Annotated in this window: 10 protein-coding genes and 1 pseudogene; 7 read left to right on the plus strand and 4 right to left on the minus strand. The window is 30.9% G+C overall.

Annotation, left to right across the window (positions count from 1 at the left end):
- Positions 1-26 precede the first annotated feature (26 nt).
- The 4 genes from ACY2RX_RS13275 to nrfH form a co-directional block, all read right to left on the minus strand.
- Positions 27-5,573, minus strand: a complete 5,547-nt coding sequence (locus tag ACY2RX_RS13275) for an MG2 domain-containing protein (RefSeq protein ID WP_490104462.1) — start codon at positions 5,571-5,573, stop codon at positions 27-29.
- A 112-nt stretch (positions 5,574-5,685) separates the two neighbouring features.
- A complete protein-coding gene (locus ACY2RX_RS13280; protein WP_490104463.1) occupies positions 5,686-8,832 on the minus strand; it encodes a cytochrome c biogenesis protein in 3,147 nt (1,048 codons plus the stop codon).
- 81 nt (positions 8,833-8,913) lie between these two features.
- On the minus strand, positions 8,914-10,410 hold the full coding sequence (nrfA, locus tag ACY2RX_RS13285; protein WP_490104464.1) for an ammonia-forming cytochrome c nitrite reductase: 1,497 nt from the start codon (positions 10,408-10,410) through the stop codon (positions 8,914-8,916).
- 10 nt (positions 10,411-10,420) lie between these two features.
- The gene (gene nrfH / locus ACY2RX_RS13290; protein WP_490104465.1) at positions 10,421-11,014 is read right to left on the minus strand and encodes a cytochrome c nitrite reductase small subunit; all 594 of its coding nucleotides are present in this window, start codon (positions 11,012-11,014) and stop codon (positions 10,421-10,423) included.
- A gap of 323 nt (positions 11,015-11,337) precedes the next feature.
- Between nrfH and ACY2RX_RS13295 the strand changes: the two are divergent.
- The 7 genes and pseudogenes from ACY2RX_RS13295 to ACY2RX_RS13325 all read left to right on the plus strand — a co-directional run.
- Positions 11,338-11,603, plus strand: a pseudogene (locus ACY2RX_RS13295) (transposase); the annotation flags it as partial.
- Between the two features lie 378 nt (positions 11,604-11,981).
- On the plus strand, positions 11,982-14,765 hold the full coding sequence (locus ACY2RX_RS13300) for a helix-turn-helix and ligand-binding sensor domain-containing protein (RefSeq protein ID WP_490104466.1): 2,784 nt from the start codon (positions 11,982-11,984) through the stop codon (positions 14,763-14,765).
- A 225-nt stretch (positions 14,766-14,990) separates the two neighbouring features.
- Positions 14,991-18,026, plus strand: a complete 3,036-nt coding sequence (locus tag ACY2RX_RS13305) for a SusC/RagA family TonB-linked outer membrane protein (protein ID WP_490104467.1) — start codon at positions 14,991-14,993, stop codon at positions 18,024-18,026.
- 152 nt (positions 18,027-18,178) lie between these two features.
- Positions 18,179-19,570 (plus strand): RagB/SusD family nutrient uptake outer membrane protein, encoded by a 1,392-nt coding sequence (locus ACY2RX_RS13310; RefSeq protein WP_490104468.1) that lies wholly within the window; start codon positions 18,179-18,181, stop codon positions 19,568-19,570.
- A gap of 19 nt (positions 19,571-19,589) precedes the next feature.
- Positions 19,590-21,353, plus strand: a complete 1,764-nt coding sequence (locus ACY2RX_RS13315) for a LamG domain-containing protein (protein ID WP_490104469.1) — start codon at positions 19,590-19,592, stop codon at positions 21,351-21,353.
- Positions 21,354-21,441: 88 nt separating this feature from the next.
- Positions 21,442-22,794 (plus strand): glucoamylase family protein, encoded by a 1,353-nt coding sequence (locus ACY2RX_RS13320; RefSeq protein WP_490104470.1) that lies wholly within the window; start codon positions 21,442-21,444, stop codon positions 22,792-22,794.
- Between the two features lie 5 nt (positions 22,795-22,799).
- Positions 22,800-24,164 carry a glucoamylase family protein gene (locus ACY2RX_RS13325; protein ID WP_490104471.1) on the plus strand — a complete coding sequence of 455 codons (1,365 nt, stop codon included), beginning with the start codon at positions 22,800-22,802 and terminating at the stop codon, positions 24,162-24,164.
- The last annotated feature ends 5 nt before the right edge of the window (positions 24,165-24,169 follow it).

Here is a 24,169-nt window from a genome sequence, read left to right on the forward strand (position 1 = left end):
CTCGAGAAGACATTAATAATAACAACTTACTTCACTACCTTAATCCACTTTCCTTTTGTTCTTACTAAATAATCGTTATCATACATTGCTTCAACTTGCATTCCTGGTAAATAATAAGTTCCTAAATAAGCAGCATTTAGTAATACCGAAAAAGTTTTAGCTTTACTTTTATTTCTTTTCTGATGCAAATCAAAATAGAAATTTACACGATCATCTTTAATGTCTGTGTATCTTGCTTTGCTTTTTATGGTAGTTCCAAAATCGGTAAAACGTGTGTTTATAATTTCCCATCCTGAAGGAAAAATTTGCGTTAAAGCAATATCTTTTACAGTTTCATTTTTAGGGTTACTTACCGTAATTTTTGCCACAAAATCTTGTCCTTGCTTTAAATTATCAATGTTGATGTTTTTCCCTTTTAAATCTATATAATTTACAGAAACACTCAAACCTCTACGTTCTGATATTTCATCACCCAAAGCAAGTTTCCCTGCATTGATAATTCTTGCAAAAACAATATTATTATCGTTGTTATGAAACGTGATTGTATTCGTTCCTTTTTTCACGTTTAAAGTTCTTTGAATCATAGCACTTGAAGATTGTAAACGTTCCGTTTTTCCTCCAATTTGATAATTCATATTGATGGATTTCCCTCCATTTTTCAACACCTTTTTTCCAATTGCTAATAAACTAAAAGCAGTAGTTTGTGTGCTCATCCAACGCTTAGAAGACAATTCTTTGGCAATGGTTTTTGCTAATTTTTTAGCTTCATTATTATTAGTAATTAGCATTGTTTCTAATGCCATTGCTCTGTTTCTAGTTACAGAACCATAATTGTAATAATTGTAACCAGCAAAATTTAAATTTGCTTTTTGCATTATTTCTTTTGCAGCTTCTTTTTGCCCAACCAAAGCATAAGTGGCAGCCAATCGCCATTTGGCTTCATTAGAAATTTGCTTATATTCTCTTAACCTATTCATTGCAGATAAATCTGGACTTCCGGCCAAAGCCAAAGTATACAGTCTGTATGCTTGCGATAAATCTCTAGTATTATTAGGGTTATAATTTGGATGCCAATTTCTAGCAGCTTTCTTTTGATATCTAATAAAATTACTCTTAAAAGTTAACGGCAAAACAAACCCTTTTTTCTCTGCTTCTAACATAAAATGACCTGCATAACTTGTACCCCAATCACTTATATAACCTTCTCCCATCCAATAAGATAAACCTCCATTTGCTTTTTGAAAATTACCTAAACGTGTAATTCCTTTTTCAATATTTCTTTGAATTTTAGTTTTCTTTTCTGAAGATAAATCAAATAAATCTGCTAAAAATAATTGTGGAAAAACACTTGACGTAGTTTGCTCTACACATCCGTGAGGATATTGTATTAAATATTCCAATCTTCCTGAAAAATTAATTGGCGGAATTGTAGATAATTCTAAAATTGCAGTATTAGAACCTTCTACACCAAACGTATTAAAATTGATTGTTTGCGTTTGTTTACCTTCAATATTTTTATCAATTACTTTTGATGTTATTGGATTTGGGTTTACTACATCTATTTCTACTTTATAAGTAGATTTTTCGCCATTTCCTGTTGCAATTACCTCAACAGTATTGATACCATTTGCTTTTAAAACGTCTAACTCAAAATAGACCATTTTTTCATCTGGTTTTTCAAAACTAAGCTGTTGAGTTTTGCTTCCAAGTACATTTACTCCATCAGAAGTTTTTACTTGGATGGTAACATTTTTCACTTTTTTATCCATCGCAAAAACAGAAATTGGTAAGGTTACTTTTTCTTTTGGCGATAATTTTCTTGGTAATGTAGCCAACACCATCAGTGGCTTTTTAACAGGTGTTGCTTTTTCTGCGTTTCCAAAAGCTTCCTTTTTTACATCGCCAGCAATTACCATTGTTCTCACTGAACCAATATAATTTGGTAATATAATTTTATGCGATTTTATAGTTCCTTTTTCCAACTCAAAAGGCCCTAAAAATTTGACTACAGGTTTAAATCTATTGGCTTTTCTGTTTTTTCCTTTTGATAAAGTTCCATCTCCACCAATAGCAAAAACCTGATCTACACTACCAGAATATGCACCAATTACATCATCAAAAATATCCCACGTTTTTACACCTAAAGCTTCTCTAGCATAAAATGTATTGTAGGCATTTGGAGTTTTATAACGTGTTAAATCTAACAAACCTTCTTCTACAACAGCCAAAGTATAAGTCATTGCTTTGTTATTTTTTTCTGATACTTTTACAACAAACTCTTTTTCTGGTTGCAGCTCATTTGGCATTGAAATTTGCGGTTCTAATTTGGTGTTTTTATCTTTAATCAAAATCGGAATTACACCATATAATCTGATTGGTAAATCGTTTTCTGTAACTTGATGTGGTTGCAATAAAGAAATATTTACAAACACATTTGGAGTCATATTTTTCTTAATAGGAATTTCTACAGAAGTTGTTCCTTTTTGGGTTTCTACCCATTTGGTTTCCAAGACTTTTGTACCATTTTCTATACTGATTAATGCACGTCCTTTTGCTCCTGATGGAAATGTAATTTTTGCAGTTTCACCAACATTATATGTTTCTTTATCTGCAGAAAAAACCAGCATTTTTGCAGCATCTTTATCACTAGAACTAGAATTTTGCCACCAGTTTTTATAAAAATAGGCAGTTCTACCAGTTGCGTGACCACTTTTTTTATCAATTACTCTAATTAAAAATCGTCCTCTATCTTCTTCAGGAATGTTCAATTTAAAAGTTCCTTTGCCTTTTGAATTTGTGTTTATTTTTAAAGTTTGATATTTATGATGATAGTTGCTAGATGTATATCTTGATAAATTGTCTTCTGATGAGCTCCACCACCAACGCCATTCTATTTTATAAACTTCCACTTCTAATTCTTCTCTTTTTACAGGGTTTCCTTTTTCATCTACAGAAACCACAGAAAACTCTTGATTTTCATCAGTATAAAAAGAACCATATCTGTTTCCTTTAGGTGATTTTAAACCTACAAAAACATTATAAGGTGCATATTTTTTTGTGAATGCATCCAAAGAAAAATCGCCACCATTTTCAAAAGCTCTTACTAAAAATTGAACATTTAGCATTCCTGGAGCATTTTTACCTACTTTTAAATTACTGTTGATTTCTGCCAATCCATTAGCATCTAATTTTCCGTTGAAAACAGTTGTTTCTTCTGAGTTAAATTTTCTGGAAGGGTCTGAAAAAACGTAATCTTTAAAATTTTTAAAGCTATAATTTGATGATGAAACTTTTGCTTTTATTTCTGCTTTTAAATTTTTTGCTGGCGTTCCGTGCAACCATTTTACATCTAAATTTCCTTTGATAGGTTGCTTACTTGACAAAATTTTAGCATCAAAATCAACTTTAATTTTTAAACGATTTGGTTTTACAGTTTCTACTTTTAAGGTTTTGTAAAATTTTGCCCTACCTACAGAAATTTTTGCTGCATAATTTCCTGTTTTTGATTCTCGGGAAGTTGTAAAAGTAAACTTGTAAAAATTATTTAAATTCTCTGTAGTAACCTTTTTAAAAACTAATTTCCCACTTGGATCTGTAATTTCTAGTTTTATTGGATGATTTTTTGGCAATTTATTATCAGCGTCATTCAATAAAAAAGTTAAATACATTGTGTCTCCAGGTCGCCAAACTCCACGCTCTCCGTAGATATATCCTTTTAATCCTTTTTGAGTTTTACTACCAGAAACATCAAACTTACTTAGAGATAAAGAATTACCATCAAACAATTTGATATAGCTTTTATTATTCGCTTTAGATACTATTGCAAATGCTGCGTTTTTTGGTGTTTCTAAAGTTGCAAATCCTTCTGAATCTGTTTTGGTTTCTAAAATTTGTTGTTGCTGAAAATTGAATAGTTTTAGAATTGCTCCTGCTTCTGGTTTTGTGTTTAAAATGTTTGTTACCGCAAAAAAATAATTGTTATTAGTTCCTTTTTTTGCAATGATTCCTAGGTTTGAAGCTAATAAATTTTTAGCAATCATTCTATTATTAACATAATATGCATCGTGACAAGGGTTTTCTCTTTCGCGCCAATTGTAGTTGTAATTTTTATAGCTGTAGAGCTTGTTGTCCCAATACAATTCTTCTCTTTCTTCTTCATCTTCAATTGCATTTAAATCTTCATATTCTTCTTCAAAATCATTAGAATTTTTAACCGTTTTACTATTTTCAGCACAATTATAAAACACTTGATTTTTATGAAAACTTAACTCTACTCTATATATTGCTCCGGGTTCTGTAGCAATCATTTTAGAAATATCTATACTGTAGGCTTTCCATTTTTGAGTATTGTTTTCTTTAGAATTAATGAGTGTAATTGTTTTCTTAGCAACCCTTCTACCTACTCTTTTTATTGCATATTCATTATTACTATTCAGGTTGTTTTCTTGCAAAAATTGCAACACATTATCTTCGTAAATTTTAATAATTCTTACGTCTATTTCTCTAACATTTTTTGCCTCAAAATTAAATTTTAAATCTTTGGAATTGGGTAAAATTGTTCCGGTAGAAATGGCTCTAATTTGTGGTTTTTTTTGCTCGAAAGTGATGTATTCTTTAAAGGTAGTTTTTAGTTTAAAGTTATCTGTATTTTTAATTCCTTGAAAAACGGAGACCAACAAATTTCCTTGAAACTTTTTTTCAGAAAAAACTTTTAATTCATTTCCATTGATTATAAAACGTGGTTTTTTTACATCTTGGATAGTCACTAAACCATCAAAGTTCTGTTGCTTTTTTAAGGCATCAGAAAAATGAATAGAAACATATTGTTCTGAACTATTATTAACTTTTAAATCTACTACTTTAAAGGTGTTTTTTCCTGGAATTATAACCTGTTTTTCTCCTTTGTTATCAGAATTAATGCTTTTTCCATCCCAAACTAATTGTAATTTACTGTCGTTTTCATAACGTTGAATGCTATCAATTTTAAAATGAAATATTTTACCTGTTGTATAAGATTGGTTCCAATCTATTTTTTTAAAACCGTTTTTTTGTGATGCTTTTAGTAACTGTTTTACATTATTTAGAGAAACTACATCTGCAGATTTTATAACACCTTCTAAAAATTGATATTTTTTAGAATAAGACTGTAATGCCTTTGTTTGAACGCTAAAGTTTGGTGTAATTGTTTTAAATTGAAATGTATATTTTTTATAATCTTTAGAAATATTCTTGTAGATTTTATGCAATTTAACTGTAACTGTATATTCGGTATTTGAGTCTAAATTTTCATCAGGAATAAAAACAAAAGCGTGCTTATTTACCGTTTTAATTTTACCGCTTACAAATGGTTTTATCGATAAAATATCTACAGAAATTTCTTTATTTATACCCCAGTTTTTTACTTCTTTAGAAAGATTTACATTTATTTTTTCTGTTACCGAAACAACCCCAGAAGTGGTGTAACTAATATATTCTTTAAATTTGAAAATATTATCGGTTTTAATTTCTTCTTTTTTACAAGAAAAAATCAATAAAAAAATAACTAAAAACGAAAGTATATATTTTGTTTTCATTGGTTGTGGTATTTATTGTCACAACTCAAATTTAACGATTAAATAATCGCTAAAAACAACTATTTAGAATTCGTCATATAATTCTTAGAATTCGTAAAAAAAGAATAAAATGCTAATTTTTGCCTTTATTTCTAAAGTAAGCCAACACACTAACAACCAACATAAATGCTGCTAAAACATACACAAATGTTGGAATTGGAATAGAGTCTCCGGCAGCATAACTATGTAAACCAGATAAGTAATAATTTACACCAAAAGAGGTCATAATTATCGACCAAAAAGCAAACATACTTGCTACATTTAAAGTAAAGAAATTATTTAATTTCGGAATAAAACGCAGGTGCAGTACAATGGCATATACAATAATACTAATTAACGCCCAAGTTTCTTTAGGATCCCAAGCCCAATAACGTCCCCAACTTTCGTTTGCCCAAACACCACCTAAAAATGTTCCGATGGCTAAAGTGAACAATCCTATAGTCATTGAAAGCTCGTTTATATAGGTAAGTTCTTTAATTTTTACATCTATAATAGCTGCCGTTTTTTCAGTTTTAAAAATCATTAAAAACAATGCCATTAAACCTAAAACTGCCGACAAAGCTAAAGGCGCATAACTACTTACAATTGTTGCTACGTGAATTTTTAACCAATACGATTTTAATACAGGCATTAAATTGGTAATTTCTGGATTTAACCAATCTAGATAACTTACAAACAATAAAGCTCCTGTAAATAAAGTGGCTAAAGGCAATGCAAAATCAGATTTTCTAAAGGCAACCAATCCGCTTAATAACAAAGACCAAGCAACAAAAATTAGCATCTCATAACCATTACTCCAAGGTGCGTGTTGTGCTACATACCAACGCAAAATAATGTTAAACGTAAATAGTAAAAATGATATTAATGTGATTAAAATTAAAGCGTTCCAAGAAAATTCTATCCATTTCTTTTTAGAAAACATTTTTACAATTGCTAAAGCTAACAGTAAAAAACCTAAAACAAAAAACACTTGAAATAACCAAAAGTTAATGTTTGCTTTATTGTACCAAAGTTCTGCATCAATACGTTGTGGAGTTGGAATAATTTCTGCTCCTAAAACTTCTTGATACTTTTTAATGTACAACATTTTTTGATGTGCATCTTCGTATTTACGTTGACTTAAATCTTTAAAATAACTTGGTAAAATGTTTTTTGCAAACCTGCCATCTTCTTTATTAAAGTCATTAAAATCGTGCGTATAACTAAACCAAGTATTATTTTCATCCTCCTTTTTAGGGAAGATTTTTAAATAATTACCTGTAAATAAATTGTATAAAATATTAAAACGTTCATCAATTTTTAAAACCTCATTATCAAACTCATTTCTTTCTGACGGTTTCTTTTTATTAGCATTTTCAACATCAGCAGACAACAAATAATTTCCGTTTTTGTCTAAAAAGCTAACAAAAGCATAAAATCCGTTTTTACCTTTTTCAATAGTATCTAATAAATCGCTCGTTTTTTCGGTATCAGCTTTAATAATAGGAATTCGTTGCCAAACTTGCGGCATCATATGCATACCTAAAAAAACTTGATTTACGTTTAATTTTATCGTTTTTCCATCCGTATTATAAACAAAGTTAGATTTTCTGGAAATTTTACGAATACATTCTGAAGCTAAGGTATTTATAGGCTTTATACGTCCGTCTAAATCTTGTACCAATAAACGCCCAAAAAAGTCAGCTTGTTGTTGGTCTATTTGTTGCGATGCAACAATTTTATCGATATCTAATTTTTGTGGAATACTATCGTTCTGAACAGTTGCAAAAGAGGAGAAACTTGCTAAGAATAGCAGTAAAATTGCAACTGCTTTTTTAGGTTTTAATTTTTTCAATTTTTTGTTGATTAACTGAAAACGAGAAGCTTTACCAAAAAGAGTAAAAAACATTCCAATTCCCATTAATAAATAACCTAAATAAGTAACCCAAGTACCCACAAAATCATGATTTACAGAAAGTACCGTTCCTAATTCATCAGTATCATAACTGGCTTGAAAAAAGCGAAAACCCTTATAATCTAACACGTTATTCATAAAAATTCTGTAATCAAATTTTTCTTTATTATCAATCACAGTAACCTCACTTGCATACGCAGACGGACTTGAAGAACCAGGATAACGTTCTAACTGAAAATCATTTAATTTTACCGAAAAAGGCGTTTGTATTGCACCAGCTCCGTACGATAAAATTACCTCTGTTCCGTCTTTAAAATCTACCTGATGTTTAATCGGCAAAAAACCTTGTCTATATAATAAATTTACTTCTTTGGTTTCTTCGCCAACGGTAACATTTACAATTAAAGCATCGTCTAAAGAAGCATCATTATCTGTTTTCTTTTCTATGGTACTTACCAATTTAAAGGTTCCTTTTGGATGATAAGAAGTAGGCACAAAAGAAAAATCTCCTGCTCTATATAACGTCCTTAAAGTGATGTTTTGTAAGCTGTCTTTTTTTATTTTCCCTGCTTGCTGACTTGCCATGATAAAGAAATCAATAGGGTGAGGTGTAATGATTTTAAACTGACCATTTTCTTCAAAAATATTGATAATTCCTTCTTTATTTGCCTCAAAACCAACTTCGTGTTGATGCTTTCCAATCTTTTCAATTTCACCTTTTTTAAGGTAAATTGTATTTCTACCTTCGCCAACTGTGGTTACCATTTTAAGCAATGGCGTTCCGTTTATACTATCTGTAACAACTTCTGGAGAAGCATCTGCAACATACTCTTTAAAAGAAATAGCAACAGGTTTATTTTTAAAAGTTTCTTTAATTATAAAACTATTATCTTCTAAAGGAGAAAAGCTTAATTTTTTCTGAAGCTGTTTGCTTTCTTTTTCTTGTCTAATAGTAGCAGATAATAGTTTTGTATCAGAAATAATAACGTTTGATGTTGCTCCTTCTCTAATCCTCATTATTCCACTATAGGAAGTATAACGTGTAATTGCAGCTCCTAATAAAATGATGATAAAAGCAATATGAAACATTAATATTGCCCATTTTCTTTTAGCTAATAAATTGTATTTAAAAATGTGTAATAAAAAACTTATGGCTAAACCTAACATTACAATTTCAAACCACCAAGCATCATAAATACTTGCCCAAGCAACTACTGTTCCGTAATCATTTTCTATAAAAGTTGCTACTGCCATCGCAACAGCAAAAACAAGTAAAAACAATAATGCTAATGACGAAGATGAAAAAAATTTGTATAATTTTTGCATAAGTTTTAAATTTAAAAAAGATAATTTTTAAAGTTTTACCTCTAAAAATTATCTTTTAATGTATGGTAATTCAAAATTGAATTATTTGTTCATAGAAACTTTCTTAGTTCCGTAGTTTGCTTCACGATTTTTAGCTTCCTCCATCCATTTAGGAAGTAAATTCTTTTTAAATTCTTCTTTATCGTGCTTCATTTTCTCTGGATTTAAGCCAATGTATACTTGTGCTTTCTCTTTGGTAGAAATATCTGGCATATCAACAGGTTTGTTATGACCTAATTCTGCTAATAAACGAGCAATTTTTACACGCCCTTCCGTAGCTTTATTTAAACCACTAGCAATAACTCTACCTGTTTCTACTGGAGAGTGAAAAGAAGCTCCGTGTGCTGCTGCTGCATAATCCCAACGCCATTGTGCATGACGAATATCTTTTAAGATATCTTTCATTTGTGCTTCTGTTGCACCTAAATCCCAACATTTTTTAGCTTCAATATGCATTCTTACTAAAGCGTCTTCTAATTTTAGTCTACTTTCTGTAGATTTTTGTTGACGCTCATAAACATTTCTTTTTAACTTATCTGCATCTTCACGATGACAAACTTGACAAGAATTGGCAACATTGTTCATAGGAGATTGAATGTGGTGATCTGTAAATTTTTGTCCACCTTCACTCTTATATGGCATATGACAATCTGCACAAGAAACACCTCTATCTGCATGTACGCCTGTTAAATAAGTTTCATATCCTGGATGTTGTGCTTTTAGCATTGGCGCTTTACTTAATTTGTGGGTCCAATCTTTAAAGTTCATATCATCATAATATTTTTCCATTGCTTCAAAAGACATACCGTTTTTCCAAGGGAAAGTTAAATAAGGAACTCCTTCTTTACCTGGTTTTTTCTTATCAAAATAATATTCTACGTGACATTGTGCACATACTAACGAACGCATTTCTTGATGAGTAGCTTTGTTAATGTCTTTACCCATAGATTCAAAAGCCTCTACTAAAGCAGGACGTGTAATGGTTAATTTCATTGTTTTAGCATCATGACAATCAGCACATCCAATAGGGTTTACTACTTCTGCTCCTTTATCTGCCCATTTTCCTTTATAAAACTCAGCAATACCAATTTCGTTCATTAATCTTGGTACATCAGGGCTTTTACAAGTCCAACAAGTAGCTGGCATTGGACCATCTCCTTTTCCTTTAGGCCCACCAGTTCTTAATGAATTTTGAAGATCTGTAACTGCATGCTCATGTCCACGACCCTGATTGTAATCCTTTGCGAAACCATAACCAGCAAAAAGAACCACTAAACGTGTGTCTTCTTCTAATAAGTCTTTCATTTTAGAACCTCCCTGAAAAGATTCAAAATCACTTTTTTCAGTTTGTAAAAACGATTGATATTCTGCTGGAAAATTTTTACCCCATTCAGCATTTCTAGGTTCATTCTCACCAATTTCTACTTGAGGAACATATTTGTATTTTGCTTCACTTTTTCTGTTTACAATGCTAGAAGCAAGTAATCCTAAAAGAAAAACGACTACTACGGTTACTATAAATAATACTTTGTTTTTCATTATATTAATTTTAATTTTTAATTTTTTGATTTAACCACTCAGGTATTACGGTTTCTACATTATCTGTAGGAATAGGTGCAATATTATTTCTAATTGTTGAAATACCGTGAACCGTTCCGTGGGGCAACTCTTGATGACAAGACCAACACTTTCTTTCGGTTCTATTTTCTTTATGGTCATCTAACCAACCATTGTATTTAACTTGCGTAACTTGCTGTACGTGACATCTTATACAGTTATTTTGCACCACATCTTCCGATTCTTCTCGCATAAACATTACTTCTGGTTCTGCTCTTGCAGTAAATACAGATGCGTGTAACAATCCATCTTTAGCCTTAAAGTAATATTTGTTGAATACATTATTATGAGGCACATGGCAATCGTTACAAGAAGCTTGCTCTCTATGTGAACTGTGCATCCAGCTATTATACATAGGAGTCATCACGTGGCAGTTTACACATGCCTGAGGATCATCTGACATATAAGAAACCAAGGAAGCTTCTTTTGCCATAAATAAACCCAAACCAACCATAACAGCAATAAAAAATAAAGCTGTTTTTCTCCACTTAGATTCTTTTGGTAATATTTTTAGTTTAGTTTTCACAATTATTTATTTAAAAAACTTTTCTTTTTTAAACAAAAGCTTTGAATTTATAATTTACATCAAAAATAATAAAACGAGTTAAAATTTTATTAATTATTGTTAATTTTTTTCTTTAAACAATTAATACGTTTGCTAACACTAAACAAAAATAACTGCATAATAAATAAGGGTTTATGACAAATATCATAAATCAATAAAAAATTGAAGCTTTTTTTAAGAGGTGTCGAGCGGACTCCAAAGTTAATTCTTACCAAAAATGGACTTACTATATTTGACTGGACAGCAAGAAGAGAGATTCTAGGTTAAAGTTTTAACTTTGAAAAATGACAAGAAGACACAGAAATTACACAATAGAATTTAAGCAGAAAGCTATAGAATTAAGTTATTCTAGAGGTAGTGTTTCTAGGGTATGTAAAGAATTGGATATACTACTTCCGTTTTACACCGTTGGAGACGAGAATCAAAAACTTATGGAGAGAATAGTTTTCCAGGACATAGTAAGCTAAAACAAACTGATGAACAACGAGAGATTGCAACATTGAAAAGGCAATTAAAAGATATGGAGTTAGAACGAAATATCTTAAAAAAGGCGATCAGTATCTTTTCCTAAAACGATTAAGAATTATCATAGAATGATAAAAAAATCTATGAGTAGAAAAGATTTGAGATTAAGAATAAAAACGTAGTTTTTACTGCGAAAGCGAATGCTGTAGCTGAATCTTTCTTTAAGTCTTTAAAAATAGAATGGATATATAAACATAGAATGAAATCCATTAACGAATTTGAATTAGAAATGTATAATAATAAATTAGCCGTATAGTCTCTTAACTAATTGTCCACTTTTTTGTTGCAAGCCCAATATAGGAAAAAGCAATTATTGAACTAGAGAATTAATATTCACCAATCATTATAAAATTGATTAAATTTGTTTTAAATAATATTAGTTTTAAAAAAGTTAACTGCAGTTATGCTAACAAATTTTAAATGCGCGCTAATTTTTATAGTCATACTTTATGGTGGGTTATATGCTCAACACACACCTTTCTTTCAAAATTATTCATTAACAGAATTTAATGCGGGGAATCAAAACTGGGGGGTCTCTGTCGCAGAAAACGGGAAGTTATACGTTGCAAATGATAAAGGACTAGTAGAGTTCGATGGATTAAAATGGAGTTTTTTTCAACTTCCAAATAGAACCATTATCCGGTCTGTATTAGCACACAAAGATCTTATCTATACTGGGTCTTATGAAGAGTTTGGATACTGGAAAAAGAATAAAAAAGGAGAATTAATTTATACTTCATTGAGAGGGTTTTATGAACAAAAAGAATCTTTAGATGAAGAATTCTGGCAAATACTACACCATAATGGAGCCTTTCTTTTTAGGTCGTTTTCAAATCTTTACATATATAAAGAAGGAAAAATAATAAAAATAAAACCTAAGTCAACTATACTTTCCTGTAATGTGGTAAATAATAAGGTTTACGTGTCAACATTAAAAAACGGTATTTATATTCTACAAAATAACACGTTAGTGCCCTTAATTAATGTTGATAAGTTAAATAATGCTAAAGTTATTTCTATCACAAATCTTAATAGCAAATTACTTATTACTACCTCATTAAAGGGCTGTTTTTTATATGATGGCAAAACATTAGAATCTTGGCAGCCAGAAATCAACGAAGTAATAAAAGAACAACAGCTTAATAGTTTCTTAGAGTTGAATAATGGCAATATGGTTTTTGGTACTATAAAAAACGGCGTTTACTTAACTAATAATTTAGGTGAAATATTATTTCATATTAATAAAGAGAACGGCTTATTAAATAATACAGTTTTAAGTCAAGGTTTGGGAAAAAATAATAAATTATGGATTGGATTAGATAACGGTATTGCCTTAATAGATTTAAATTATAGTCATACATTTTATAATGATAATTCTGGCGAGTTAGGTGCTGTTTACGATATTATTAATTATAAAAACACATTATATATAGGTAGTAATACAGGATTGTTTTATTTAGATAATAACGATAATAAACTAAAATTTATTGAAGATTCTCAAGGTCAAGTTTGGGAATTAAAAGAAATAAATGGCGAGTTATTTTGTGGTCATAATAGCGGTACTTTTTTAGTAAAGAATAAGAAGTTAAATAAAATTTCAAATTTTACGGGAGGATGGGTTATTAAAAAAGTTCCAGAAACAGTGAATACTTTTGTTCAAGGAACTTATGCTGGTTTAGTTAGGTATAAATATAGTAATGGAAATTGGAATCCTAAGCATTTAGGTGAATCGACTAAACCTATTAAATATTTAGTTTTTGAAGATTCTCACACAGCTTGGGTTGCACATGCATATAAAGGATTATTTAGAGTAAAGTTTGATGCCAATTATGAAAATGTAGTATTTAAAGATTATAAAGATAAAGGGCTTAGTTCAGACTTTAATGTAAGAGTGCATAAAATTAAAAATGATATTTGTTTTAAAACGAATGAAGGTTGGCAAAAATATGAAGCCTTAATAGATAGTATTGTTCCCAACGCTTTATTAAATGAAACCTTAGGAACAGATACAAATATAATTTCAAAACCCGATACAGACTTATTAGTTACTAAGAGTAAAAAAGATAAAATAAGTTTTATTTCTTTACTTAATGGAAAAACTAATTTAGATCTACCAAATAAACTTTTTCAAAAAAGCCTTGTTGTTGATGGAGAAAGTGTTTCACAAATAAAAGATTCAATTTATGCTTTAAATCTCTATGATGGCTTTATGTTAATAAACAAAGGAAACCATACTAAAGATAACACACTTCAAGAACCTATTATTGAGCAGATAGAAATTGATAAAAATTTAGTAAACATAAATGATTTTGATATTTATGAGGCTGCTTTTAATAAAAATATTAGTATATCAATATCGTCACCTAATTCCAGTAATCATTTTTTTGAATATGCGCTCTCTAATTCAGATACTTTACTTTGGCATAAAATGGATAATGAAAAATTAGAATTATCTAGTTTAAGTAGTGGTGATTATAAAATACAATTTCGAACAACTAATTTATCAGGAGAATTATCATCAATAAAAACAGTCCAGTTAAAAATATCACCTCCATGGTATAAAAATAGTTTTATATACTTTATAACGCTGTTATTTTTTAGCGTAACCTTTTATTGGCTTCATAAACGAAAAATTGAAAAAGAACAAAAGGTGCTTCATAATAAACTAATAAAAGAGCAAAAAGCAATACTTAAAGCAAAAGCTATCGAAAATGATAAAAAGATAATAGAATTAAAAAATGAATCTTTAAAAAATGAAGTTAAGCTTAAAAGTAAACAATTAGCAAATACCGCAATGGCATTGGTTAAAAAAAATGAATCAATGTTAGAATTAAAAAACGCATTAATTCAAAATAAAAATAGTTTTGAGAACACATATTCCTTTAAAAAATTATTAAGAAAAATTGATAACTCTATTGGGCATGAAGATGAATGGGAAGTATTCGAATATAATTTCAATCAAGTGCATGAGGAGTTCTTCAATCAGCTTAAATCACAATTTCCTATTTTAACACATAGAGATTTAAAAATCTGTGCCTATATTAAAATGAATTTATCAACTAAAGAAATTGCACCATTAATGAATATTTCAATTAGAGGGGTAGAAACTCACAGATATAGACTAAAACGCAAGCTAAAATTAGAAAATGATAAATCTTTAACATCTTATTTGCAAAAGTTTAAATAGAAATCCTAAAGCTGCTTAATTTATCATATAAATACTACGTCAAAACTACGTCATTTAGCTTTTAAACTCTTTATTAATCATTTGTTTTACTCATCAAAATATACGTCAGTAAGCATTTTGTAATATTTTAAGCTGTTTGACGTATTTTATGTGTAAGTTATTTTTTGATACAGATTTAAATAGTCTTTAACTTAGCACAAACTAACATTTTAAAAACAAAACAATATGAAAACAAAATTTACTTTATTGTTGATTTTTCTATTTTCAGTCTATGCTTTTGCACAAAAAAACATTGTTAAAGGTAATGTTGTAAGTGCTGAAGATAATTTACCTGTGCCAGGGGTTAGCGTTATAGTAAAAGGAACAAGTAGAGGTGTAAGTACAGATTTTGATGGAAATTACTCTATTAATGTTAATAAAGGTGAAATATTAGAATTTCGTTCTCTTGGTTTTAAAACTATTTTAATTACCATCCAAAATCAAATTACGGTTAATGTGTCTTTAGAATCAGACATTGCTTCACTTGATGAAATTGTGGTTATTGGTTACGGGTCTCAAAAGAAAGCAGATTTAACAGGTTCTATAGTCTCTATAAAATCTGCCGAAATTGAAAGAACACCAACTGCTAATGCTATGCAATCATTACAAGGTAAAGTAGCAGGTGTACAAGTAGTAAGTAACGGTTCTCCAGGAGATTCACCAACAGTAAGACTTAGAGGTATTGGTTCTTATAATGATAATAATACCAAACCTTTATTTGTAGTAGACGGTATGTTTTATAATAATATAGACTTTTTAAACACTAAAGACATTGAGTCGTTAACTATTCTAAAAGATGCATCTTCATCTGCAATATATGGGGTAAGAGCAGCTAATGGAGTTGTAATCATAAAAACAAAAACAGGTCGTCTAAATAGAAAACCTCAATTTGAATATGATGGTTATACAGGAGTTCAATATGCACAAAATGTTATGAAATTAGCAAATGCCGAACAATTTACAACAATGGCATATGAGTCTGGTTCTAAGCCAGATATAGATTTTATATTAAACGCAATGCAACGTTATGGACGTAGTAGGGTAAACCCAAATGTACCTAATGTTAATACAGATTGGTTTAAAGAAATTTTAAAACCTGGCATTATTAAAAGTCATAGTTTAGGTGCTACTGGTGGAACAGAAAATACTTCTTATTCTTTAGGTGTAAATTACTTCTCTCAAGATGGTATTTTGAAAATGAAAAATGAATATGAACGTTTTAATATTCGCTCTAAATTAAATGTAAAATTAACTGATAGGATAAAAGCAGGAGTTAATATGGTGTTTAGTAATGCTACAAAATATAATGCAGAAAATGCAGCTTGGTTTCAAGCATATTTTGCAGTACCTATTATGCCCGTTATAGATGAGTTAAATACGAAGGCGTCTCCTGTTAGATATGCCAATGCTCAAAATTTAGGATATAGAGGTACTCAAAACCCTTTTCCTGTAATGAATTACAGTAACAATCAATTAAAAATAAGAAAGTTATTATCTAGTGTGTTTTTTGAAGTCAATTTAATCCCAGAAAAATTAACGTTTAAAACAACTTACAATCATGCGTTTTCAGCTTTGGACGAACGCTATGTGAATTTACCTTATAATTTAGGAAATGGTGTAGAAAGAATATCAAGTATTAATAATATTTACAACACAAGTTCTAATCAAATATGGGATAATCTTTTAACATATAATAATAGTTTTGGAGATCATAACTTAACACTTATGGGCGGTACGTCATACAGAGATGAAGCTAGGAATAATTTATCGGTTAGAGGTGAAAATATATCTGGAATTGATTTGGAATCATCATGGTATTTAAAGTTTGCGGAAAAAAACTCTATAACTCTTTCTGGCAATGGAAATTCTGGAAGCAGACTGTACGGACTATCATATTTTGGTAGAGTCGCCTATAACTATAAAGACAAATATTTAGTATACGCAACTATGCGAGCAGATGGGTCTTCTAAATTTACTAAAGATCCATGGGGTTATTTTCCATCAGTTGGAGCAGGTTGGGTCGTTTCTAAAGAAGACTTTATGCAAAATAATGATATTTTCGACTTCCTAAAATTGAGAGCTAGTTGGGGTAAATTAGGAAACGATAATGTAGCAGCTAGTTCTGGAGCAAATACTATTAATGTTATTTCTACAGATATTGGTGATGTGCAAACTGGGGGTATTACTTCTACTAGTACATTCACTAATAACACTTGGGAAGTTATTGAAGAAAATAACTTTGGTGTTAATATCGGTATGTTAGATAACAATTTATCTATTGAAGCAGATTATTATATAAGAGATACTAAAAATGCCATAATGCCGGTATTTATTCCGATTCTTAATAAAACAGTACAAAAAAATTCTGGAGAAATTAGAAATCAAGGTTTTGAAGTTGGTATTAATTGGAATAAAAGAGTTTCCGAGGATTTTAGTTATTCGATTGGAACCAATTTTACTACCCTAAAGAATAAAACATTAAGTATTACAGATCGTAAAGGATATATTGATGCTGGTAGTGCTGAATTTCGACAACGTACCATACCAGGCGAGCCAATAAAAGCATTTTATGGTTATCAGACAATAGGTGTATATCAAACACCAGAACAAGTGGCTGCAGATCCTATAGCAGTAGCAAATAACTTGGTACCTGGAGATTTAATATACAAAGACATAAGTGGTCCCAAAGGAATTCCAGACGGGGTTATAGATGATAATGACAGAACAGTAATAGGCTCTTATCTTCCAAAATTTATGTATGGAGGTAATTTAGGAATCACCTATAAGGACTTCGATTTTTCATTTAGTTTTTATGGTCAAACTGGCAATAAAATTTTAAACAGAAAACGAGGAGAAATAATATTTACCAACGATACAAATATGGATGCTGATTTAGCAATTAATAGATGGCATGGAGAAGGTACTAGTAATACTTACCCATCTTCTGCAGGTCTTCGTAAAGGATGGAATCAAAAATTAAGTAATTTCTGGATAGAAGATGGTGATTTCTTTAGAATTCAAAACATTCAATTGGCATATACTATTAAAGCTGATAAGCTATTTGGTAAAAATATGCCAGAAACCAGATTAACACTAACGGCAGATAGACCATTTACATTCTTTAACTATAATGGTTTTAATCCAGAAGTAGCAAATGGAGTTGATAGACAAACATACCCTGTACCTGGCGTATATACTTTTGGGGTTAATATTAAAATTTAAAAATATAGATTATGAAAAATTTTAAAAACATATATACTTTAAATGTTTTTGCACTTGTTTTGATAATATGCTTTCAATCTTGTAGTGATAAATTAGACTTACAAGAAGGTCAAGTTAATACAGGTGACATTGACTATACAAAAACAAAGGATATGATTCTACCTCTTATTGGTGCGTATAATGAATTTGCAACCCGTGGGTGGTCTGAATATTTGTTGTTGTCTGTTCGTGGTGATGATGTGAATGCTGGAGGTCTTGGTGACCAGCAGCAATTTACTAAAACAGATTTGTACGATTACACTGTAGACTACTGGATGTATAATGAACTTTGGAATAGGCATTATGAAGACATTGTAAATATGAACAATGCAGCTAGTTTAATTAAAAATTATAAAACCTATGCTAATGCAGCTGAATCAAAGAAAGCAGACCAATATATTGCAGAAACAAAGGTGTTAAGAGCATGGTTTCATTTCAATTTATCAAGAGTTTGGGGAAGTGTTTTTATTATAAATACCACTATTCCAGATTCTGAAATTGAAAAAGGAGTAGCAACTAAAAACGAAGTGATGCAGTATATATCAGATTTAATGGATGAAGTTATACCATTTCTTCCATCTGTACGACCAAACGAACGTACAGATGTCAAAGGAGGGGTCACTAAATATACAGCATTAGCTTTAAAGGCACTAGCAAACCTAGAGCTTAAAAACTATCAAGCCGTTGCCGATGCTACAGGAGCAATTATTAACTCAGGAAAATTTTCGTTATATCCAGATTTTTATCAAGCTTTTAAAAAACCAGGGGAGCTAAGTAACGAGAACCTTATGGAAATGCAATATTCAGATTATAATTCAGGAACTGGTGATAAATTTTATTATTTGTATGCACCGTTTGGATCTCAAAACTGGACACCTGCTAGAGCCAATGCTCGTAGCGGTTGGGGCTTTTATGAGCCAAGTATGAAATTTATAAAGTTTATGCTTGATAGAGGTGAAAAGATTCGCTTAGAAACGAGTGTGCTATTTACAAATAGGGGAATAGCAGAAATTAAAAAAGACCCTACTTATGCTACTTTACCAAGTTGGATTTCAAACACAACCAAAGATGGTGATAAAATAAATGATTATTCACGGGCATTATTTGCTAGCGGTAAACATTATTTACCTTCTATTCAACTAACCGATGGAAGAAATGATTACGGAGGAGGTAAAAATTTAATTTGTATACGTTACGCAGAAATTTTACTTATGCATGCAGAAGCTTTAACCCAAGGAGCATCAAATGCTGCAATGACTGCAGATCAAGCAGTGAATGCTGTAAGAAAAAGAGCTGGTTTAGGAACTCTATCAGGTGTAACAAAACAACAGGTAATGCATGAAAAATTTGCAGAAATGGCGATGGAATGGGGCATACGCTATTATGATTTGATTAGGTTGGGTAATTATAGCGAATTGAGTTACGACGGTAGAACATTTAGTGTAGACAAAGCTATGTTGCCTTATCCACAAGCACAAGTAGATGCTTTAGGGCTTAAAAACTAATATAATTTAAACTATTATTATGAAAAACGTATTAAAATATATAATTGCTTTTTTTGTGATGCTGCAAATAGTATCATGTAATGATGGCATAGATCCAATAACAGAAGTAGCTCAAGGAGCTGATAAAACTTCACCAGTAGTTATTGTTAAAGCACCATTAGAAGGCACAAAATTTAAGGTTAACGAAAAAGTGATTTCTGTTGATATAGAATTTGAAGTTACCGATGACATTGAAGTTGCTTCTATATCAGTATTAATTGATGGGTCAGAAATTGCTAATTTTAGTAATTTTATCGACTATCGTCGTGTTTTAGAAAGTTTAAAAGCCAAAAATATTACAACTGGAGTTCACGAATTAAAAGTAATTGCTAAAGATATTGATGGAAAAACAACAACAACAACTGTTAATTTTGAAAAAGAGCCACCATACATTCCTTTATTTGCAAATGAAATGTTATATATGGCTTTTGATGGTGACTATACAGAATTAATTAGTGTTACCAAGTCAACAAAAGTTGGTAAACCAGGTTTTGCAGGTGAGGCTGTAGTGGGTAATAATGCTTATGCTGGAGCTAAAGATTCTTATATTACCATACCAACTTCTAAGTTGCAGTTGGGTACAGAAATATCTGCCTCTTTTTGGTACAAAGTAAATAGTAATCCAGGGCGTGCAGGTATTTTGGTTATTGGACCACCAGATACCGCAAAACCTGACAAACAAAATAACAGAGACGCTGGATTTAGATTTTTTAGAGAAGGTTCAGGATCAACCCAACGTTTAAAGCTACATGTTGGTAATTCGAATACCTCTCCAGGAGATGAATGGAATAATGGAGGTGAAATTGATGTTACAAAAAATGAATGGGTACATGTGGCCTTTACAATTTCCGCAAAACAATCTGTTGTATACCTTAATGGTGAAGCAGTAAACACAGATGCTCTTGCTGCTCCTATCGAATGGACAAACTGCAATTTGTTATCTATAATGTCTGGAGCACCACATTTTACAGGATGGAATCATAAGTATGATAATAGTTTTATGGACGATTTACGTTTATTCAATAAAGCCTTAACACAAGCTGAAATTCAAAACATTATTGGAGTAACCAATCCTTATAAACCTGCTGATGGTGAAACTATCTATATGGACTTTAACGGTAGTTACTCTAATAAAATAGGAGGAGCAGAAGCGACTGTTGTTGGTACTCCAAGTTATGCAGGTAAAGCTAAAAAAGGTTCTGATGCTTATGCAGGTGCAACAGATTCATATTTAACATTTCCAACTAAAGGATTATTAGCAAGTGAATTTAGTGCAACTATGTGGTATAAAGTAAAAGCTGACCCTAATCGTGCCGGCATATTAGTCATTGGACCTGAAGACACAAAAAATGCTAATTACCCTGTAAAACAAAATAAAAGAACTTCAGGATTTAGATTTTTTAGAGAAGGAGGTGCAGATAAACAGAGGTTTAAATTAAATGTAGGAACTGGAGATGGTGAAGTATGGAATAATGGAGGTGAGATTGATGTAGCAGATGAATGGGTACATTTAGCATTTACAATTTCTACTAGCAAATCTAAAGTTTATATTAATGGTGAATTGCAAGAGGAAAAAGATATTAGTGGTGTTGATTGGGCAGGATGTGATATTTTATCAATTATGTCTGGCGCTCCACGCTTTACAGGTTGGAATCACAAATCAGATTCTAGTTTCTTAGATGAGTTGCATATATATAAAAAGGCACTTTCTAAGGCTGAAATTCAGGCTATTATGAATAAATAAAAATATTGAATTAGTTAAATTTGTTTAATTGAACTTTAACTGTATTTTTTAAATACAGTTAAAGTTAATTTAATCGCTTGTATTTTTTATGAAACATAAACTATTTTCTGCATTAGTAATATTGATGATTCTTTTCAATTGTAAAAACAATAAAAAAGAATTAACTACGAATGTAAATTCAAATACTCTTTTAGATGATGAGTCTTTATTAGATACCATTCAAAAACAAACCTTTAATTATTTTTGGGATGGTGCAGAACCTAATTCTGGCTTAGCACCAGAGCGTTTACATATGGATAATATTTATCCAACATCACCAAAACATACAGTAACTACAGGTGGAACAGGTTTTGGAATGATGGCTATTTTAGTTGGAGTAAAAAGAGGATTTATAACCAGAGAACAAGCCCTTAATCGTTTTGTTAAAATGGTAGATTTTCTTGAAAAAGCAGATAGATTTCATGGCGCATGGCCACATTGGTTAAATGGACAAACAGGTAAGATGATGCCTTTCAGTAAAAAAGATAATGGAGGTGATTTGGTGGAAACCGCATTTCTAATTCAAGGTATGTTAACTGTTGCTGAGTATTTTAAAAATGGAAATGAAACAGAACAAAAACTAGTAACTAAAATCAATAAGCTTTGGAAAGAAGTTGAATGGGATTGGTATACCAAAGGCGAAGATGTATTGTATTGGCATTGGTCGCCAGAATATAATTGGGAAATGAATTTCCCGGTAGGAGGCTATAATGAATGTTTAATTATGTATGTTTTGGCAGTTTCGTCACCTACGCACCCTGTAAAACCATCGGTTTATCACAAAGGTTGGGCAAGAGAAGGAAAAATAGTGTCTAACGAAAAATATTATGGTGAAGATTTAGTTCTAGATTATTACGAACATGATAAATCCCCTGTTGGTCCTATGTTTTGGGCACATTATTCTTATACGGGTTTAAATCCAAATGGTTTATCAGATAAATATGCAGATTATTGGAAACTGGTTAAAAATCAAGCTAAAATTCATCACAAGCATTCAATAGCTAACCCACATAATTATAAAGGTTATGGCGATAGTATTTGGGGCTTAACATCAAGTTATTCTGTAAAAGGTTATAAAGGGCACAGACCAGATAAAGATTTGGGGGTAGTTTCGCCAACAGCGGCATTATCGTCTTTTCCTTATACACCAAAAGAAAGTATGAAAATGCTAAAAAAATTATATAAAAATCATGATAGTTTAATTGGTGAATACGGACCTTATGATGCCTTTAGTTTCGAGCATAATTGGTATACACCAAGATACTTAGCAATAGATCAAGGTCCTATACCTGTAATGATAGAAAATTATCGATCTGGTATGATATGGGATTTATTTATGTCGAATACAGATGTTCAAAAAGGTTTAGAAAAACTTGAATTCACGTATAAAAAAAGCAAATAATTTCTATGATTCGATATTCACTCATATTACTATGTCTCGTTATTTTTTCCTGTGGAAATGATAATGGTCCTGGTTATCAAGAACCTTATGACCCTGATGACGACCCAGTTGTAATAGCCCCATTAAGTGATGATGAAATGATGGATTTAACCCAAAAGGAAACCTTTAAGTATTTTTGGGATTTTGCACATAGTAATTCTGGATTAGCAAAAGAACGTTACCATCCTAATGAGCCAACCTTAAATCAAAATGTAGTTACAACAGGAGGAACAGGTTTTGGGCTTATGAGTATGTTGGTTGGTATAGAACGTAATTTTATTACCAGAGAGCAAGGAGTTTCAAGATTAAATAAAATCTTAACGTTTTTAGGAAATGCTGACCGGTTTTATGGCGCATGGTCACATTGGATAGATGGCAATTCTGGAAATGTATTGCCTTTTAGTGCAAAAGATAATGGAGGTGATTTAGTAGAAACTGCTTTTTTAGTTCAAGGATTAATTTGTGTTAAAGAATATTTTAAAAACGGTTCAGATACTGAAAAAGCTTTGGCTTTAAAAGCTGATGATCTATGGAAAGGTGTAGAATGGAATTGGTACACTCAAAATAAAGAAGCTTTGTACTGGCATTGGAGTCCAAATTTTGGTTTTGAAAAAAACTTAAAACTCACAGGTTATAACGAAGTTTTAATCGCCTATGTTTTAGCCGCAGCTTCACCAGATTATTCTATTAACAAATCAGTTTACGAAAAAGGTTGGGCAAAATCTGGGAGGATTACCTCATCAGCTTCACAATACGGTTTTCCTCTAGTGTTAAAGCATGCGGGTGGTTCTAATTTCGGAGGCCCTCTGTTTTTTAGTCATTATTCATTCTTAGGATTGAATCCAAAAAATTTAACCGATCAATATGGGAATTACTGGAATCTTGCTGTAAATCATACCAAAATCAACCGTCAATATTGCATTACCAATCCAAAAAAGTATGTTGGTTATGGAGAAAATTGTTGGGGATTAACCGCTAGTTATTCTAGAAATTCAGATGGTACAAGAGGTTATTCTGCTCATAGTCCTAAAAATGATAAGGGTGTAGTATCTCCTACAGCTGCTATAAGTTCTATACCTTACACGCCCAATGAATCTTTAAAAGTGATGCATTATCTGTATCAAAATAAAAATAAATTGTTGGGTCCCGCAGGATTTTATGATGCATTTAGTCCACACTATAATTTTTGGGTAACTGAAGCTTATTTGGCTATAGACCAAGGGCCGCAAATTATTATGATTGAAAACCACAGAACAGGTTTACTGTGGAATTTATTTATGCAAAATGAAGATGTTAAAAAAGGATTGGATAAATTAGGATTCAATTATTAAAATTC

It is taken from the genome of Polaribacter sp. 2405UD43-2, assembly GCF_058147125.1.